General features: G+C 41.7%; 16 protein-coding genes. 7 read left to right on the top strand and 9 right to left on the bottom strand.

The genetic code is table 11. The features are described from left to right. Nucleotides 1-154: 154 nt before the first annotated feature. Nucleotides 155-1,111 carry a hypothetical protein gene (locus tag V7K55_RS17595; RefSeq protein ID WP_334833505.1) on the bottom strand — a complete coding sequence of 319 codons (957 nt, stop codon included), beginning with the start codon at nt 1,109-1,111 and terminating at the stop codon, nt 155-157. 473 nt (nt 1,112-1,584) lie between these two features. On the opposite strand from V7K55_RS17595, the gene V7K55_RS17590 reads away from it, so the two are divergent. Continuing rightward, a complete protein-coding gene (locus tag V7K55_RS17590) occupies nt 1,585-3,696 on the top strand; it encodes a M3 family metallopeptidase (RefSeq protein WP_334833503.1) in 2,112 nt (703 codons plus the stop codon). Between the two features lie 265 nt (nt 3,697-3,961). Here V7K55_RS17590 and V7K55_RS17585 read toward each other — a convergent pair whose 3' ends face one another. Further along, nucleotides 3,962-4,417 (bottom strand): pentapeptide repeat-containing protein, encoded by a 456-nt coding sequence (locus V7K55_RS17585; RefSeq protein WP_334833501.1) that lies wholly within the window; start codon nt 4,415-4,417, stop codon nt 3,962-3,964. A 312-nt stretch (nt 4,418-4,729) separates the two neighbouring features. Next, complete coding sequence (locus V7K55_RS17580; protein WP_334833499.1) at nt 4,730-5,593, bottom strand: alpha/beta fold hydrolase; 864 nt, start codon at nt 5,591-5,593, stop codon at nt 4,730-4,732. Between the two features lie 470 nt (nt 5,594-6,063). Here V7K55_RS17580 and V7K55_RS17575 point away from each other — a divergent pair, with 470 nt between their 5' ends. Genes V7K55_RS17575 through V7K55_RS17565 form a run of 3 tightly spaced genes read left to right on the top strand, consistent with a single transcriptional unit; the run spans nt 6,064 to nt 7,880 of the window. Next, nucleotides 6,064-7,209, top strand: coding sequence for a glycoside hydrolase family 10 protein (locus V7K55_RS17575; RefSeq protein ID WP_334833497.1), 1,146 nt, complete (start codon nt 6,064-6,066; stop codon nt 7,207-7,209). A gap of 6 nt (nt 7,210-7,215) precedes the next feature. Continuing rightward, a complete protein-coding gene (locus tag V7K55_RS17570) occupies nt 7,216-7,653 on the top strand; it encodes a DUF2358 domain-containing protein (RefSeq protein WP_442949097.1) in 438 nt (145 codons plus the stop codon). Nucleotides 7,654-7,664: 11 nt separating this feature from the next. Continuing rightward, nucleotides 7,665-7,880 carry a transcriptional regulator gene (locus V7K55_RS17565; RefSeq protein ID WP_334833493.1) on the top strand — a complete coding sequence of 72 codons (216 nt, stop codon included), beginning with the start codon at nt 7,665-7,667 and terminating at the stop codon, nt 7,878-7,880. 205 nt (nt 7,881-8,085) lie between these two features. Here the strand turns inward: V7K55_RS17565 and V7K55_RS17560 are convergent, their stop codons facing one another. The 5 genes from V7K55_RS17560 to V7K55_RS17540 all read right to left on the bottom strand — a co-directional run bounded on the left by V7K55_RS17560 (nt 8,086) and on the right by V7K55_RS17540 (nt 13,166). Beyond that, entirely contained in the window at nt 8,086-8,304 is a 219-nt protein-coding gene (locus V7K55_RS17560; protein WP_251958846.1) for a hypothetical protein, read from the bottom strand. A 260-nt stretch (nt 8,305-8,564) separates the two neighbouring features. Then, nucleotides 8,565-8,783: a DUF4926 domain-containing protein gene (locus V7K55_RS17555; RefSeq protein ID WP_334833489.1), complete on the bottom strand. Its 219-nt coding sequence runs from the start codon at nt 8,781-8,783 to the stop codon at nt 8,565-8,567. A 17-nt stretch (nt 8,784-8,800) separates the two neighbouring features. After that, complete coding sequence (locus V7K55_RS17550) at nt 8,801-9,133, bottom strand: DUF6883 domain-containing protein (protein WP_334833487.1); 333 nt, start codon at nt 9,131-9,133, stop codon at nt 8,801-8,803. 62 nt (nt 9,134-9,195) lie between these two features. Next, nucleotides 9,196-12,084, bottom strand: coding sequence for an excinuclease ABC subunit UvrA (gene uvrA / locus V7K55_RS17545; protein WP_334833485.1), 2,889 nt, complete (start codon nt 12,082-12,084; stop codon nt 9,196-9,198). 188 nt (nt 12,085-12,272) lie between these two features. After that, entirely contained in the window at nt 12,273-13,166 is an 894-nt protein-coding gene (locus tag V7K55_RS17540; RefSeq protein ID WP_334833483.1) for an alpha/beta fold hydrolase, read from the bottom strand. A gap of 160 nt (nt 13,167-13,326) precedes the next feature. Between V7K55_RS17540 and V7K55_RS17535 the strand changes: the two genes are divergently transcribed. After that, the gene (locus V7K55_RS17535) at nt 13,327-14,979 is read left to right on the top strand and encodes an S-layer homology domain-containing protein (RefSeq protein ID WP_334833481.1); all 1,653 of its coding nucleotides are present in this window, start codon (nt 13,327-13,329) and stop codon (nt 14,977-14,979) included. A 471-nt stretch (nt 14,980-15,450) separates the two neighbouring features. On the opposite strand, the gene V7K55_RS17530 is transcribed toward V7K55_RS17535, so the two are convergent. Next, nucleotides 15,451-15,972 carry a hypothetical protein gene (locus V7K55_RS17530; RefSeq protein ID WP_334833479.1) on the bottom strand — a complete coding sequence of 174 codons (522 nt, stop codon included), beginning with the start codon at nt 15,970-15,972 and terminating at the stop codon, nt 15,451-15,453. Nucleotides 15,973-16,119: 147 nt separating this feature from the next. On the opposite strand from V7K55_RS17530, the gene V7K55_RS17525 reads away from it, so the two are divergent. Both V7K55_RS17525 and V7K55_RS17520 read left to right on the top strand, forming a co-directional pair. Beyond that, the gene (locus V7K55_RS17525; protein ID WP_334833477.1) at nt 16,120-16,596 is read left to right on the top strand and encodes a hypothetical protein; all 477 of its coding nucleotides are present in this window, start codon (nt 16,120-16,122) and stop codon (nt 16,594-16,596) included. A gap of 233 nt (nt 16,597-16,829) precedes the next feature. Continuing rightward, nucleotides 16,830-17,609 carry an MBL fold metallo-hydrolase gene (locus tag V7K55_RS17520; RefSeq protein ID WP_334833475.1) on the top strand — a complete coding sequence of 260 codons (780 nt, stop codon included), beginning with the start codon at nt 16,830-16,832 and terminating at the stop codon, nt 17,607-17,609. Nucleotides 17,610-17,682: the final 73 nt, after the last annotated feature.

Here is a 17,682-nt window from a genome sequence, read left to right as displayed (position 1 = left end):
AAAATTGTTAAAAAACAGGAACACGGCCACGTAAAGAAGCATCTGTTGCTGTTTAATACCTAAGATTACTCATACTTTTGCTACGTCTCTGATTAACTCAGCCCTGCTGAGTCATTTTGTATGCCTTAGTCTAAACTCCAGTAATAAGAAAAAACTAAGATTTACTCTTATCGGCTTCTTTCTGCGCCGCTTCACTGTATTTCTTATATAGTTGAGTCCGAATTTTAGCTTCCTGATAACGGCTGTGATTTTGTGGCACCTTACTCATTAAATCTGAAGCCCGTTGCCACTGAGCAGCGATCTCTAGCCACTGAGTTGAGGTTGTGGCTGTTTTACCAGATGTAGAAGCAAGATTTGCAATTCGCACAGATATTGCAAATGGATCGTCAGATGGTTCATCAAAGCTATTGTTAAGAACACGAGATGGTATTTGGGCTTTTCTCTGGCTAGTATTTTCTGTAGTTAAAGATTTGGAAGTTCCTAGTTGCATTAGGTTTTTCAGTTTATTCCCTAACTGGGCATAAACAATCCAACTAAGCAACAACAGTGAGCATAAACCAACTGCTGCTAATACCTTGGTTTTAGGTTTATTATTGTGTTTCTCTTTGTTAATAAGTACCAAAGGACGAGAGATTGGGGTTTTAGGAAAATTTGGTTTTCCTAGTTCAGCTTGAGCGTCTGTGAAATCTTTAATTAGTTGCTTTACAATATTGGGCTGAATTAAGGCGATTTCCTGCGACCAAAGCAATTGGTTGTCGCGATCGCTATCTATTTCTTTTAACCACAGTAATTGTTGTTCCCGAACAATCCGACCATTGATATTGACCCGGCGAATGTGGCGCGGGGCGATAGACTCAAGAATTTGCTGGATTTGTTCTACGAGAGGGGATTGCTCAAGTTGCTCTATCCTAGCCGCTTCGCACAGAAGTTGTAAGACACCATCAGAAAAAATGGCTCTAGTTCTGACACCAGACTTAGCTAGCTTTTCATTCAATAGCTGAATAATCGCAGCAACGCTACCTTGGTGAGCTTGCCAACCAATATCATTTATCCGATCTAGCATCTGAGGTTTGGGGATAACTCTTCCACCCTGACTGATTAACGTATTCATTAATTTAGGGACTCTTTTTCTACTGACCTTGATCTTGTCTTCGATTTTACGAGTAAAAAGATGAGTTGCCAAATAAAATCATAAAAGTAGAGCCTCCTTTCTCGGTTCAGTAAGGACGCTCGATCGCACTCAGTTAATTAGACACTCCCACGGCTTGAAAGCGTAAGATTCTTGAACTGAAACCGTACTTTCAGGGCAACGCCCATGCTGACTGACGGCCGAGCTACCTGTTTGACATAGTACATGATGATGTCTTTAAGCGATCGCATGAACTCAACTTGATGTCACCCTGTCAGATATTGTTCACAATCGAAACAAAATAGCTGTATTAGGATAAATTTATGATTAATTCTCGCTTTTTTTGCCTTTTTGTTCAGAATGGCAAGATTATTTAGTGCAGCGATCGCTACATTAGAAGATATATAAATAAAAATCATTATTGATTTTTATTAGTTCGCAGTTCACACAAAACTATGAGTGCAAGTACCATTATTTCCGAAAATCCCTTACTCCAAGGCGTTGGCTTACCTCCCTTTGCAGAGATTAAACCAGAACGAGTAGTACCAGCTTTTAATCAGTTGTTGGCAGAACTTGACCAGCAGCTTGCCACCCTAGAGGCTAATGTACAACCTACTTGGAGTGGTTTAGTAGAACCCTTAGAAAAGCTTACAGAACGGCTTACCTGGAGTTGGGGGGTGGTGAATCATTTAATGGGTGTTAAAAATAGCCCGGAACTGCGCGAAGCTCATGAAATAGTACAGCCACTAGTCGTACAATTTATCAATAAGCTCGGTCAAAGCCAACCTATCTACAATGCTTTTAAAGCACTCCGTACCAGCGATAATTGGGCAACTTTAGAATTAGCCCAACAGCGCATTGTAGAAGCTGCCATCCGGGATGCAGAACTTTCTGGTGTTGGCTTGGAAGGAGAGGCGAGAGAGCGTTTCAACGCTATACAAATGGAGTTAGCGGAACTTTCTACCAAATTTTCTAACCATGTACTTGATGCCACTAAAGCCTTCAGCTTAACCCTAACAACACAAGCAGAAATTGACGGTTTACCACCCAGCTTAGTGAGTCTAGCAGCCCAAGTTGCTCGTGCAGCCGGCGAAAGCAACGCCACACCAGAAAATGGCCCCTGGCGGATTACTTTAGACTTTCCCAGCTATGGCCCTTTCATGCAGCACAGCACCCGTCGAGATTTGCGTGAAAAACTCTACAAAGCTCATATCACCCGCGCTTCATCTGGCGATTTGGATAACAACCCCTTAATTGAGCGTATTTTGAAGTTGCGTCAAGAACTCGCAGATATACTAGGCTTTAAAAGTTTTGCTCAATTGAGCCTTGCTAGTAAAATGGCTCCCAATGTTGAGGCAGTCAACGCCCTATTAGAAGAACTACGCCGTGCTAGTTATGATGCTGCTGTCAAAGACTTGGTAGAACTCAAAGCTTTTGCAGCAGCACAGGGAGCAGCAGAAGCTGAAGACTTAAAACACTGGGATATCACCTTTTGGGCAGAACGCCAACGAGAAGCAAAATTTGCCTTTACCGCAGAAGAATTGCGTCCCTACTTTCCGCTTCCCCAAGTATTAGACGGTTTATTTGGACTAGTCAAGCGGCTGTTTGGTGTTACTGTGACTCCTGCTGATGGTCAAGCCCCAGTCTGGCATGAGGATGTCCGTTATTTTCAAATTGCTGATGAAACTGGTTCTCCCATAGCCTATTTCTACTTAGATCCCTACAGCCGTCCAGCAGAAAAACGCGGTGGTGCTTGGATGGATGTGTGCATCAATCGGGGCAAAATCACTGAAAATGGTCTCACTGACATCCGCTTACCAATAGCCTATTTGGTGTGTAATCAAAGTCCTCCCGTAGATGGTAAACCTAGTTTAATGACCTTCTATGAAGTAGAGACTTTGTTCCACGAATTTGGTCATGGACTGCACCATTTGCTTACTAAGGTTGACTATCCCGGAGCCGCAGGCATCAATAATGTGGAGTGGGATGCAGTAGAGCTACCTAGTCAGTTTATGGAAAACTGGTGCTATGAGCGACCCACTTTGTTTGGTATGGCGAAGCATTACAAAACTGGTGAAGCCCTACCGGAGCATTATTATCAAAAGCTGCTAGCGGCGCATAATTATATGAGTGGTACTGCCATGTTGCGGCAGATTCACCTGAGCAGTCTTGATTTAGAACTACACAACCGCTATCACCCTGGTAGTAATGAAACTCCATCAGATGTGCGCCATCGCATAGCCAAGACTACTACCGTTTTACAGCCACTTCCAGAAGATGCTATTTTATGTGCTTTTGGACATATTTTTGAGGGTGGTTATGCGGCGGGTTACTACAGTTACAAGTGGGCTGAGGTACTGAGCGCTGATGCTTTTGCCGCTTTTGAAGAAGCTGGGCTAGAAGATGAAGAGGCTATAAAAGCTACAGGTCGGCGTTATCGGGATACGGTGCTGGCGCTTGGTGGTGGTCAGCATCCAATGGAGGTGTTTAAAACTTTCCGGGGTCGTGAACCAAGTACGATCGCTTTACTCAGGCACAATGGTTTAGTCAGTGCTGCTGTAAATTAAACAACGTCTCCACAGAGATGTTGCAATGCAACGTCCCTAATCACTAACTGAACCAGATTGACTGATTGTTACTATTTGTGATTTTTTCGTCTGGATACCGACTCAATCCTAATAAGAAACCCCCTCTGCTTGCGTCATAGTAAAGTGATTACAAAACAGAGGGGGTTCATTTTTTATTCTTTTATAGGCAGATTTTAAAGATAATACTGGCAAACAACCAGTTTCTCTGATGTTGTGTTTTTTTAACCTGCCTACTTAGTTCAGCCTATTTCCAATCGGGAATCTCGGCATCTTCTCCCCCAATCCCAATTCCAGTGTTAAATACTTCGGCATCCGTGAGATTTAGATCGTTCATTGATGCTTTATACACATTAGAATCGTGAATCGTGGCGCGAGTAAAATTTACTCCGTTGAGATTGGTTTGCTTCAAATTCACATTGCTTACATAAGCTGATGTTAAGTTAGCACCTGCCAAGTTAGCACCTGTTAAGTCAGCACCTTCGAGGTTAGCCCCTACGAGGTTTGCTCCTTGGAGTTTCGAGCCTCTCAAGTCAGCACCAATTAAATGAGCGCCACTGAGGTTAGCTCCCGATAAGTTACACTGGATGCATTCCCCAGTTGAAAGCAGCTTTTGTAAATCCTGCTGATTTTCGGCTCTAACCGAGCTAGCGAAAAATAGGGGAGTTGCTAAGGCCATGGCCGCTAATAGCTGGAGTTTCATATATTTTCCCCCTTAATAATCAAGTTGCGTCCGTTCTGTCCCTCACAACTCTATTATCTCACTAAACTTCGTAAGGTCAATCTATCTATGTACTAACAAGTTGGTTACGATGTGAAACAGCTACAATCGTGAGATAAAAAATGCCATATATCCTGTTTATAGTCTATTTTTACCCGATAAATCCGAAAAAGCTGATAGTGTTAAATCTCTGTTAAATCTTTTTCAGAGCTTGCAGTACTCGCCATAAGTTGGCTATCTTAATAAGTATTTATACTAGATTAAATGATTCGATCGCAAATTAGCAAATTTAGCTTAAATATTTATAAATTCTCGTATATACTGATTAACCAGTTCAGGCTGTTCTTGCTGTACCCAATGGCCAGAATTAGGAATGTACTTGATTTGAAAGTCCCGAACATAAGCTGCGGTATCGTAGGTTAGTTCCTTGCCAAGTGCGGTGTCATTTTCTCCCCAAATCATTAGTGTTGGCACTTCCAGAACGCCCCAACTTGAATTTAGCATTCTCTGCTGAAAAATATTGCGGTAATAGTTCAACATTGCTGTGAGGGCACCACGTTTTGCAGCAGCATCTTTATAAGCGTCAATATCCGCTTTGGTGAAAGCACTCTTGTTAACTGCTGTACCTTTAAAAATTGTTTCAATTGCTTGGTAGTCTGAAGATTGTAAGAATAATTCTGGCATCCAGGGAAGTTGAAAGAGGAAGATATAGTAACTACGCTGCAACTGTTGGGGAGTGCGTAAGCCTTGGGCAAATTTGGCAGGATGAGGCAGATTAAGGATAATTAATTGCTCTAACATTTCGGGGTGAGTGTATGCAAAACTCCAAGCGATCGCACCTCCCCAATCATGTCCGACTAATATACATTTTTGGTATCCTAATCCTTTAATTACTCCTTCCACATCTTTGATAAACTCATCCATTACATAAGCGGATTGCTCGCTTGGTTTATCACTGTCGTTGTAGCCCCGTAAGTCAATGGCGACAACTTTAAAATTTTGGGCAAATTCTGGTATTTGATGCCGCCAAGAATACCAAAACTCAGGAAACCCATGCAACATCAACATTAAGGGGCCTTCACCTTGGGTAACATAATGTAGTTTGACCCCATTGGTAGTTATATATTCGTGTTTCCAACTCGGTTCGATTACAGTCATGTATTGTGTTTTTTGTTGGTGATATTCATTATGTGTGATAGGTTTTTTCAAAACATCTGCTAGGAGATAGTTTTAGAACTACAATTATCCTTTGGATAGATGCTGGTCAGAAATTAGCAGAGTTTCATATTTATAAGTAACCATATATACTAGTCTCAAATCATCTATAAAAATAAATTAACCGCAGAGGCGCAGAGAACGCAGAGAGAGAAATCGGATATTTTCACGACTTATATTTGATTTATGAAAAAGTCTAAGTATATGTAGGGTGTGTTAGGCGTAAGCCGTAACGCACCCGATTCCAAGGTTTTTAGTGCGGCTAACACAACGCCAGTGATGCTCTCTACGAGATGCTAAAAGCGAACGCCCAAGTCGGGAAACCCGCCCACACGACTGGCTCCCCCACGTGTATTTCAAAAATCAAATATGAGTCCTATATCAAGTTGGATAATATAATTTTTAATACACTAATGAGTATAGTAGAAACCCGTGGTGTCTGGCTGACCACAACTGATAGTAAAGTTCTCAGATCAAAGCAACGCATTGCTGAGGCGATGGATTTCCTGGCTGAGACAGGATTTAATGTGGTGTTTCCTGTTGTTTGGAACAAGGGAGTAACTATGTATCCTAGTCAAACAATGCAGAAGACTTTTGGTGTCGAAATTGACCATCTGTCTGTAGGTCGTGACCCTTTAGAAGAAGTGGTGGTTGAGGCGCGGCGAGTTGGGTTGAAAGTCATTCCTTGGTTTGAATACGGTTTTGCCAGTTCTTACAATTTGAATGGTGGTATTCTTTTACAGAAAAAACCGGAATGGGCTGCGCGTGATTGTAATGGTAACTTACTGAAGAAAAACGGCTTTGAGTGGTTGAATGCACTCGACTCAAAGGTGCAAGAATTCTTGTTGAGCTTGCTGCTGGAAGTTGTAAAGAATTATGATGTGGATGGTGTTCAAGGAGACGATCGCTTCCCTGCATTCCCCTGTGAAGGTGGCTATGATGTGGGAACTGTCACCCGCTATCGCCAGGAATTCGATCGCAATCCACCACAGAATCCCAAGGATAGGCAATGGTTACAGTGGCGTGCAGATATTTTGACTGAGTTTATGGCGCGTCTCTACGGGGAGGTGAAAGGGGTGAATCCTAATTTGCTAGTAGCGATCGCACCTAATATCCATGATTGGGCATTTCGGGAATATCTGCAAGACTCACCCGCATGGCTGAAGCGGGGAATAGTCGATATGATTCAGCCACAGATTTATCGCCGTGACTTTAAGAGTTATTGTGCGATCGCTGATAAACTAGTAAACCAGCAGTTTACTGATGCGACACTGCCCAGGTTAGCACCGGGAATTTTGATGAAGCTTGGCAGTTATTGCATTAGTCCAGAATATCTGGTGCAGGCAATTGAATACAATCGCCAACTTGGCATTCAAGGAGAGGTATTCTTTTTTCACGAAGGTTTGCGCGAAAATAACAATACCCTAGCTAAAGTTTTGCGAAATGGCCCTTATGCTAAGTCTGCATCATTTCCCACTCTGTCAGATTTGAGCGCGGGTAGCATGAGTAACAAGAAGACATCTTCTACTTGGCAAAGGTTGTTAAAAAAGATTTTTTAAGGAAAAATGCGCGTGGAATCTAAATTCTCAGTGGAAGAAGTAATTAAAATCCTCAAACAGGATTTACCAACACTTTTTGAAAAAGATATTTCTTATGACATTTATACACAGGATATCTATTTTAAAGACCCGGTAAATACATTCAAATACAAATTTAACTATCGCATTATATTTTGGACTTTACGATTCCACGCTCGGCTATTTTTTACCCAAATTTACTTTGATGTGCATGAAGTATCTCAGTCAGCCGAAGACACGATTTTAGCAAAGTGGACAGTGCGGGGAGTGTTGCGTGTTCCTTGGAAAGCAGGTTTGCTTTTTAATGGCTATTCAACATATAAGCTAAATCAAGATAATTTGATATACGAGCATATCGACACCTGGGATCGTAAACCTGGCGAGATTTTAAAACAGTTTTGGCAAAGGGGAGAGATGGCTAATTAGCTATTGGAAAAATGACCCTAACTTTTAACTCAGATATTTACAGCCAACTACTGTCTCAACATCAACCTCGGATTATTAAGACAGAAGAGGAAAACGAGAAGTTTTTAGAAACTGTTGAAGAACTACTTTCTCGTTCTCATATAACTCCTGAAGAAGATGCTTTGTTGGAATTCTTGGTAAAACTGATTGAGGATTTTGAAGATAAGCACTATCAGCTTAATTGGTAGAAATTTTTGGTTCGAGCAAGATTATTATCCAAGTCATTAACGGCGAGTTAGCAATTACAAAATAACAAGCTCAGGCTTTAGGAAAATTTTTCATGTTCACACAAGTTTGTTGATTTTCTTTTCCCTATACAGTCCAATACCGACAAAACCCTCAGAGTGCTTAGTCTTTGAGGGTTTTATTATGTGAAAAATACTGCTTTAAAAGTTACCAGTTAAACGCTTTTTTGATGCCATAAGCTGCCAACCCTATAACAGCACCCGCTGCTACAACTGGAGCTGCCCCAATACCAATCGCAACACCAGCGGCAGGAGCAAGTACACCAATACCCCCTAATGTGGCCGCAGCACCACCTCCTAGCACAGCACCACCTGCTGCAAATCCTGCTGCTTCTCCAAAATTATTGTCATCATTTTTTGTACTCATTACTAACGCCTCAATGTTTTCTGTATCTATTCTCTATAGCAGTAGCTTTTTTATCCAATAGTATTCTTACTGTACTAAAGATAATTTTTTTATGAACTGACAAAACCTTTGTTGTATAAAAAATCTGAGGATTTTACTGTAGAGAATTAGCTTTCTAAAGCTAATTCTTCTGGACTTTTACCCCTGGCTGTGGCGTGTTTAACGAAGGTGGCGCGAATTACTTGAAATAAACCGACATGAAAAGGCTCGTAGGGCAGGAGTTAAACCAATAATGTTTTCCCACCAATTGGTTGATGATATAAAGTCATTAGCTGGCTAGCATTTAAAGTTTCTATGGCATAAGCTTTTCCTGTTAAGTCGCTGAATTCTACTTCAAAAACTCCAGATTCATATTCTTCTACAATCGTTCCTACTTGACCGCGATGCAATCCCAATTCTGGTAAGTTTTCAGTTAGGGCAACCACATCTAATAATTTCATTGGTATTACCTCATTACTTAGATTACATAACAGGTGATTAGGCGGGGGAAGCCTTCATTATTACGCACTATCCAAACGCTTTGAATAATTGCTTGTTTCTCTAAACGATTCAGGGGAAAATCAATAATATATTTTTGACCGTATGGATTTCTTTTACCAGGGATAGCATCATAATTTGCTACTGCTTGTAAAAGGATCGCTTGTAATTCTTCTGCATCATCTAAATTTAAGTCTAGTGCAGATTTAAATACACGGGCTTTGTGTTTTCCCTCTGGATGTTCTGGGTTGAGACAGTAACCCGCGATTTTATCTATTTCAACGATCGCACATTCAGGGTTAGGAAGTTTCATAATAGGTTTGCTACAACGTTCTCCACTTTTTTGCCTGGATATGACCCTCTACTTGAAAAAGACTAAGATTTCATAGCCGGATACTGTTTCAAAACCTGCTTTAAATATTGCCCAGTATAAGACCTGGGATTTTTTGCAACTTCCTCTGGTGTCCCTACAGCAATCAATTCTCCTCCTTTATCGCCACCTTCTGGCCCCAAATCTATCACCCAGTCAGAACAACGAATTACATCTAAGTTGTGTTCAATTACTAAAATTGAATTGCCTTTATCTACCAATCTTTGCAATACATCTAATAATTTATGGACATCGTAAAAAGATAACCCTGTTGTCGGTTCATCGATTAAATAAAGTGTCTTTCCGGTGGCGCGTCGAGATAGTTCGGTTGCCAATTTTACCCGTTGCGCTTCACCACCAGATAAGGTAGTCGCAGGTTGTCCTAATTGGACATAACCCAAGCCGACATCAAATAAAGTTTGCAAACGCGCGATCGCTTTGGGTATATTCTGGAAAAAGTCTAAACTCTCCTCAACTGTCATTCTCAGCACATCAGAGATTGATTTATCTTTGTACTTCACCTGCAAAGTTTCGCGGTTGTATCTTGCACCCTTACAAATTTCGCATTGCACGTAAACATCAGGGAGAAAGTTCATTTCAATAACATTCACACCCTGTCCGCTACAAGCTTCGCAACGTCCACCTTTAACGTTGAAGGAAAATTGTCCGGGTTTGTAACCCCTAGCTTTAGCTTCGACTGTTTGGGAAAATACATCCCGAATGGCATCGAAAATTCCTGTGTAAGTTGCAGGGTTGGAACGTGGTGTGCGTCCAATGGGAGATTGATCGATAACGATCGCTTTATCAATCGCGTTTAATCCCTGAATTTTATCCAAGTGTCTGGGTAAAGGAACTTTTTTGGTTAAATGGTGTTGCAGAGATGGATAAAGTAATTCATTAATCAGGGTAGATTTGCCAGAACCAGACACACCAGTGATGGAGACAAGTTTACCTAATGGAATGTCTACATCTATATTTTGTAAATTGTTGCGATGGGCATTTTTAATTCCCAAACTGCGCCCATTTCCTTCTCGGCGTTCTGTTGGTGTGGTAATTACCCGTCTTCCTGATAAATATGCACCCGTCAAGGAATCTTCTGCTGTTAACAACGCCTGAAAATCACCTTGGGCGACAATATTTCCGCCGTGAATTCCTGCACCAGGGCCAATATCAACTATATAGTTAGCTGCGCGAATTGTTTCTTCATCGTGTTCAACGACAATTAATGTATTACCCAAATCGCGCAATTTCGTTAAAGTTTTGAGCAACCTGCCATTATCTCGTTGATGCAAACCAATACTCGGTTCATCTAAAACATAGAGAACTCCTGTTAAACCAGAACCAATTTGCGTTGCTAAACGAATTCGTTGGGCTTCGCCACCAGAAAGGGTCATGGCGGGACGATCGAGGGTGAGGTAATCTAAACCGACATCTAACAAAAATTGCAATCTGGCTTTGATTTCTCTCAGGACTAAATCAGCAATTTGTAACTGGCGATCGCTCAACTCAAATTTCTCAATTCTCTCCCGACAATCCCGAATTGATACGGTAGTCAATTCTAAAATTCCATATTGTCCCAACTTCACCGCCAAGGCTTCCGGTTTTAACCGTTTTCCTTTACAAACCTCACACGGCTGATCGATTAAATACTGCTCTAATTTTTGCTTAACTAATTCCGAACCGCCCTCATATTGCCGTTGCAAAATTGGAATTGCACCTTTAAAACTCTGCTTTCTCTGTGCTTCTGCGGCTCGTTCATCTTTTTCCCCATACAGAACAATTTGTTTCTGTTCTTCTGTCAGCTTGCCCCAATTTGTCTGTAATTCAAAGCCATAAATCTGTCCGACACTGTAGAGTAATTCCAAATAATAAGAATTATCTTTTTCTGACCAAGGCGCGATCGCAGCATAAACTGGCGCTTCCCAGTCGGGTACTATCAAGTCTGGCGCAAATCTCCTTAAAGTCCCGATTCCGTGACAGTCTGGACAAGCACCATAAGGCGAGTTAAAGGAGAATAATCGCGGTGATAGTTCCTCCATTACCGCGCCATGTTCTGGACAAGCAAAGTTTTCCGAAAATACTAATTCTTCTTCTTTTTCTTGTCCGTCGTCACCAAGCAAACTCACCAGAATGGCTGCAATCCCACCCGATTGTTTGAGACACGTAGACAAGGAATCAACTAAACGCTCTTGAATATCAGGCTTTTTCACCAAGCGGTCAATTACCACTTCGATGGTGTGAGTAAAATTTTTATCCAATTCAATGGAATCTGACAGTTCGCGGATCTCGCCATTAATCCGCACGCGGACGAAACCTTGAGAAGCGAGACTTGACAAAAGCTTACGGTGTGTGCCTTTTTTACCCCTGACAACGGGTGCAAGAATTTGGAAGCGGGTGCGATCTGGTAATTCCAGGATGCGATCGCACATCTCATCGATTGTCTGGGGTGCAATACAGCGATCGCATATCGGACAATGGGGTTCGCCAGCCCGACCAAACAACAGTCGCAAATAGTCGTAAATCTCCGTCACCGTACCCACAGTGGAACGGGGGTTATGAGACGTTGACTTTTGATCGATGGAAATTGCTGGACTTAAGCCTTCAATGGCTTCCACATCCGGCTTATCCAATTGTCCTAAAAATTGCCTTGCGTAGGCGCTGAGGGATTCCACATAGCGGCGTTGACCTTCAGCGAAAATCGTATCAAAGGCTAGGGAAGACTTACCAGAGCCAGAAACGCCAGTGAATACGATTAGGCGATCGCGTGGCAATTCCAAATCAATATTTTTCAGATTATGCTGCCTAGCACCCCGAATCCGAATGGTATTCTGGCTGTTGTGGCTGGGGTCGGGAAGATGGCCATTCAAGGATGCTGCTAGCTGTTTGTCTGACATATTGGGCGGCGAAGAAGGAGTTTCTTATGAAACAGTCCTTAATAATACTATCTTTAATCAGTTTATAGTAGAACAATCGTACTGTTTTAAATTTATCACTTGCGACTCACCCAGATTGCTAGCCCCATTTTTACCACGCCTGAGCCAAGGTGCATTGGCAGAAAGTTTTGCATCTTGGCGCGAAATTATCACCTTTGCGCTAGCCAATCGACAATCTGGGCATTAACAACATCTGGAACCTCGTCGTGAGGACAATGACCGGCATTAGGAATGGGAACAATTTTAATCTCTTTGCCATTCTCCCGCGCCTTTTCATAAATCTTGGCCCCGGTAATTGGTGTCCAGGGATCGTCAGCACCCCAAATTACTAATAAGGGGCGTTCGACTTTGGGCAAAAGTTCCTCTGGACTGGGACCAGGAGGGGCTGTGAGAATAGATGCGAAGACTTGTTGCGCTCCTGGGTCGCAAGAAGGAGTATAAAGTAAATCAACTAATTCATCGGTGACAGCTTGGCGATCGCGGTAAACTTGGTAGAGAGTCCGGCGAATTTGGGCTTTTTGACGGATGCGGTTATAGACAAATTTACCTGTAATTGGCGATCGCACAAACCGATTAAAAGCTGCCATCACCATCCGTAGCGGCGGGTTCAATTCATGGGGACGATGACTCAAACCACCCGCAGAGTTAATTAAAATACCGCCAGCAGCAATTTCTGGATGTTCTACCAGTACAATCAAGCTCAAAAGTGCGCCGATGGAGTTGCCAATAAATACAGCCGGTTCGTGTATATGTGCGGTGCAGAAATCTTTCAGCAATTCTACCCAAACTTCCACACTGTAATCAATCAGCGCTTTCTCGGAACCACCAAAACCTAAAAGGTCTATAGCAAACACCTGGTAGCCAGCATCAGCTAAAACTGAAATATTTTTGCGCCAGTGTCCAATGGAAGCACCGAAGCCGTGAACCAGTACTAGAGGTCGTCCAGTACCCATGACAGTGTACTGGATTTTGTAGCCCTGCCAAGTCCAAAAGAATTTCTCAAAAGCGTCTTGGGTTGCAAGCTGCTGTGTAGTTACAGTCATTATGAAGATTAATAAAGTCTTTCTTTAATATAGTAATGTTCTCTGACCTTATAACTCCTCACCCAGGAATGATTAAATGTTAGTTCCATATATACCAAGGGATTAATAAGTCAAGGGACATTAAATACCCCTTGACTTTTTAGACGAATGGTAGTTTTAGATGAAATACATCAATCAAAGTTACTTTGCTCAAATGAGCAAATTTGTTTTGGCTGTAACCTCTGTGGCCATATTTTCGCCAATAGCTTCTGCATCTGCCGCTTTAGGGTTCTCTACCACCATCGCCCAAATATCTGATAATTCCTCCACAGGTCAACAACTTTTAGCCGATAAAAAAGTAGAAAGAAGGAGTCACACTCAGGTAAGTAGTAGTAAAGTTTCGGCAAAAGGCAAAAAAACAGGTTTTAGCCTGGCAATTTGGCAACCAGCAAATAATTTTTCCGAAGTAATTGCCCGTGTTTCTGTCAAGAGTAAAAGCGATAAGAATTATTTACAAGAGCGGTTTTTGGGCGATTACAAGTACAAGATTAGGCAAAAAGCAAAATTTGTTAAGGGATTAAAAGCTAGCGATCGCATCGTCGTGCGATTATATAATACTCAAAACCGCTTTATTGGCTACAGCGAATTTGAATGTTTGTCGGCAAATACCACAGTTAACCTGATTTTGTCAGCCAAACCTAATGAATACCAAGTCGTTCGCACTGTTTATGGTATTGATGCTGACCAAGATGGCACTATTGATGCAGGTAAAACCACTTACGACTACTTCACTCAAGTCAGGAACCAACGGGTTATTTTCCTGAGCAGTTCTCAAACCTTCCAAGGTAATCAGTTCCAGGTAGAGGGTTTGTCACCAATTTCAGCAACCAGTGTTTATCCTCTCTCTTTTACTCAAGGTGAGTTTGCTTTAGTGCGCCAGTCGTTTATTAACATCTTTAGTTCCGATTTAGCAGAGGTTTTGCAAGCTAATCCAGGTAGTTTGGTGCAGGTGACTGAAGTCAGCGATAACTCTAGCTACGACATTAACCAAATGCTAACGAATTATCGCAAAATCAGTATGTCTCGCAGTCTGCAAGTTGGTTTTTCTGATGTTTCGGTAAACTACTGGGCTAAAAGTTTTATTACCAAATTGACAGCAATGGAAATTCTCGAAGGTTTTCCTGATGGGACTTTCCGCCCTGATGCAGCTGTAACTCGTGCCCAATTTGCAGCAATGCTACGGAAAGCTTTTGCTAAGGGGAAAATTCGCCAAGCGATGTCTAACAACAAGCCACTGCGCGTCTACGCTTTTAAGGATGTCTCAACTCAAAATTGGGCTTACAATGCCATCAGCGAAGTTTATCAAATGGGCTTTTTAAACCCTGTTGTTGACAAGGATTTCAACCCCAGCCAAAAGCTTTCTCGCCTTGATATTTTGGTAGCATTAGCGCAGATATTAAATTATCAAGCTAGTGGTTATACGGATACAATCCTATCTGTTTACAGCGATGCAAATACTATTCCTCGTGAATATCGCAGTTTAATTGCTGCTTTGACACAACGCGGTATAGTCGTCAACTATCCCAATGTGAACTTGCTAAATGCTGAACAGGTAGCAACCAGGTCTGAAGTGTCTGCTTTGCTATACCAAGCCCTATTTAGCACTGGAAAGGTAGCAAACATCTCCTCGGAATATGTCGTTGGACAACAACAAGTTGCAACTGACGAGCAGACTGAAACTTCAGAGGAACACATTAAACCGCGTCGCCATTGTAACCAAGGCATTGGTAATGGTATTGAGGGCTGTGACCCAGGCAATTCCCATCGGTGGTAGTAATGATGAAGGTGGACGGACTCCTGGTAATAAGTAATACCATTTTTTTAAGAGACGCGATTAATCGCGTCTCTTGCTTGCTCCACTCCAAGAAAGCCAGCAATTCTCATTATGAGAATGGTTATCAGCACTTTAAGAGTAAAACTAACTGATGGAACCTGGGATTGGAGTTGATAATGCGGTTAGTCAGGTCAAGCAAACCTAGTCTCATTGGGGTAAACAGTCCTGGGTTTTCTGGCATTAGTATTTTTCCCCTTCTAAAATAGAACCAGTGCCATCGCCCCATCGACAACCTCAAAATACTGCCCTACAGATAATTTCAAGATAAGTGAATTGGAAACGCTGACAAATATTTCTTAATTATTTTAATTATCGTCAATTGTGGCAACAAGGGAAATCTCCGGTTGCTGTCCTTAGAGCCTTATGTCTGGCAACGCCGGAAATCTCAACTGACGGATGAGTGCGATCGCTTTAGCGTTTTTGGCAATTTAGAACGGTAGGGGCAGAAGCTTGACGCTGAGTATACTTAACTTCCCATCCAGGTAAATTCCACCAGACAACACGCTTTTCGGGTTGTAACCAGAAGTCTAGTTGTTTGATTTTGCCATTCTCAAAAACTAGTTTCGGGAAGGTAGGATAGTCACGATCATCACTCTCGCTATAGTTACGTCCAAGATAGTTAAAACAAGCCTTTAATCCCTGAGTAACTCCCAACTCTTCAACTCCAATACCTTTTAAGGTCGAATTATCGTAACTGAAGCTGCCATTGAATGATTTGCCTGCTAACGATCCTTTAGTGACATTAATTGTGAAGTCATAACTAATAGTAGAGTTTTGGGCAAGACTTGTTGCAATTACACCAGTGCTAAGAGCAGCAGTTGCGATCGCAATTGCAAATGTAGGCAATAGTTTGAGCATGGTAGTATTGATCGTAAAGTTTAGTGCTTTCGGATATATTTGTGCGTAGACGTGCAACGGCTTGTCGATAGACATCGCCTATTGGAGAGATCGTCATTACCTAACTCATGTTTGGCAACGATAAAAAGCATATCACGTGCTTTCATAAGACTTTCCCGCTTATTACATATCAGCATGAAATTATTCTTATTTTCCCTAGCAATTATTTTTCATTTCTCAAATATGGCACAGGCATTAGTTGTAAAAGGTTTTGAGCCTGTTACGACTGATTTAATGATGGCGAAAAGTTTGCCTCATCCTGAGTGTGAAAAGCTTGCAGAAAATTTTGTAGTTAAATATTCTGCACCTACTGTTTCGATTACAGTTCAGAATTTGTCACTAATTTGGAACCAAAGAATTGAATCATATAAAAATCCAATATCTGCAACACCCACTCAAGTCACAACTCAGATAAAAAACAAAAAACTTACTAACTATCAGTTGGATAAACTTAAAAACCTGATTCAATCAAGTGGTTTTATGAATTTAGCAGCAGAGTATGGCGCAGCCACTGACAAAAGGTATTATCCTTATTCTATTTCAGTATGTTTAGACAATCAAGAGAAAAAAGTCTTTTATAGGAGTAATCCTAGTTATGGCAGAAGTCCTGAAGCATTTCGAGTTGTGGAAGATTATTTACAACAGCTAATTAATAAGTAGTAAATTTACCCCGGTATCGGATCTGGTTTATTGCTGCTACTAGCAACCACAAGCAAGGTAAAAAGTGTACCTGCTGCGAATAATCTTTTAAATATCTTGCTTTTTATGGGTTCGCTTTCTTTGGGATCTGTCAAAAGGTAGAACCGAAGAGATACGCCAACAAGCGGGGCGAAAAGCTGCCAAGAAACCTGACAAGATTGATAATGAAGGTAGGCGTTATCTTCACAAAGTTTATGTTTTTAACTTGGTTCGACAGCAATTCTTGGTTACTGGAAATCGGCGGGAAACGAATATTAATTGACCCTTGGCTGGTTGGTTCGTTAATTTTCAGCAATTTGGATTGGTTATTTAAAGGTTCGCGATCGCAAAATCGACCAATCCCAGATAATATCGATCTGATCCTGCTATCTCAGGGTTTAGAAGACCATACTCACCCACCAACACTTCAGCTACTCGACCACAGCATCAAGGTTGTAGCTTCTCCCAATGCAGCCAAGGTAGTACAGCAATTAGGTTACACCCAGATAACTACTCTCGCTCATGGTGAAACTTTCACTTTAAATAATCAAGTTGAAATCAAAGCTTTCCCCGGTTCGCCCATTGGCCCCACTCTGGTAGAAAATAGTTATCTCCTGAAAGAATTGGCGAGTGGTTTAACCGTATACTACGAACCTCATGGGTATCATTCCCCACAACTTCAGCAATCTGCACCTATTGATGTAGTGATTACGCCGTTTATTGATATGACGCTACCTTTGCTTGGGCCGATTATAAAAGGACAAAAGAGTGCTTTAGAAGTCGTGAAATCCTTACAGCCTCAAGTAATAATACCTACGGCGGCTGGTGGGGATGTGGCGTTTGAAGGATTGCTGATGAAATTCATTCAGACTAAAGGAAGTGCTGAAGAATTTCGTTCGTTACTTGAGAAAAACAATCTGGCGACGCGGATACTTGAGCCGAAACCAGGCGATCGCTTTGAACTACCATTAGAAAAACGAGCATTAGCAATTTAAGCCTTGACGATTAGAGATTGTGGCTATGCAAACTAACGCAAAATCAAAGTTTTCAACCCGCACAAGCGGGTTT

The sequence above is a fragment of the Nostoc sp. genome, assembly GCF_036919895.1.
Taxonomy (GTDB): Bacteria; Cyanobacteriota; Cyanobacteriia; order Cyanobacteriales; family Nostocaceae; genus Nostoc.
The sequence above is the reverse complement of the archived record's forward strand: the minus strand, read 5'-3'. Positions and strand labels throughout refer to the sequence as shown.

Bases quoted from the DNA above. Each gene is read 5' to 3' on its own strand.
- V7K55_RS17595 (WP_334833505.1), bottom strand. From the start codon at position 1,111: ATGAATACGTTAATCAGTCAGGGTGGAAGAGTTATCCCCAAACCTCAG.
- V7K55_RS17590 (WP_334833503.1), top strand. From the start codon at position 1,585: ATGAGTGCAAGTACCATTATTTCCGAAAATCCCTTACTCCAAGGCGTT.
- V7K55_RS17585 (WP_334833501.1), bottom strand. From the start codon at position 4,417: ATGAAACTCCAGCTATTAGCGGCCATGGCCTTAGCAACTCCCCTATTT.
- V7K55_RS17580 (WP_334833499.1), bottom strand. From the start codon at position 5,593: ATGACTGTAATCGAACCGAGTTGGAAACACGAATATATAACTACCAAT.
- V7K55_RS17575 (WP_334833497.1), top strand. From the start codon at position 6,064: ATGAGTATAGTAGAAACCCGTGGTGTCTGGCTGACCACAACTGATAGT.
- V7K55_RS17570 (WP_442949097.1), top strand. From the start codon at position 7,216: ATGCGCGTGGAATCTAAATTCTCAGTGGAAGAAGTAATTAAAATCCTC.
- V7K55_RS17565 (WP_334833493.1), top strand. From the start codon at position 7,665: ATGACCCTAACTTTTAACTCAGATATTTACAGCCAACTACTGTCTCAA.
- V7K55_RS17560 (WP_251958846.1), bottom strand. From the start codon at position 8,304: ATGAGTACAAAAAATGATGACAATAATTTTGGAGAAGCAGCAGGATTT.
- V7K55_RS17555 (WP_334833489.1), bottom strand. From the start codon at position 8,783: ATGAAATTATTAGATGTGGTTGCCCTAACTGAAAACTTACCAGAATTG.
- V7K55_RS17550 (WP_334833487.1), bottom strand. From the start codon at position 9,133: ATGAAACTTCCTAACCCTGAATGTGCGATCGTTGAAATAGATAAAATC.
- uvrA (WP_334833485.1), bottom strand. From the start codon at position 12,084: ATGTCAGACAAACAGCTAGCAGCATCCTTGAATGGCCATCTTCCCGAC.
- V7K55_RS17540 (WP_334833483.1), bottom strand. From the start codon at position 13,166: ATGACTGTAACTACACAGCAGCTTGCAACCCAAGACGCTTTTGAGAAA.
- V7K55_RS17535 (WP_334833481.1), top strand. From the start codon at position 13,327: ATGAAATACATCAATCAAAGTTACTTTGCTCAAATGAGCAAATTTGTT.
- V7K55_RS17530 (WP_334833479.1), bottom strand. From the start codon at position 15,972: ATGTCTATCGACAAGCCGTTGCACGTCTACGCACAAATATATCCGAAA.
- V7K55_RS17525 (WP_334833477.1), top strand. From the start codon at position 16,120: ATGGCACAGGCATTAGTTGTAAAAGGTTTTGAGCCTGTTACGACTGAT.
- V7K55_RS17520 (WP_334833475.1), top strand. From the start codon at position 16,830: ATGTTTTTAACTTGGTTCGACAGCAATTCTTGGTTACTGGAAATCGGC.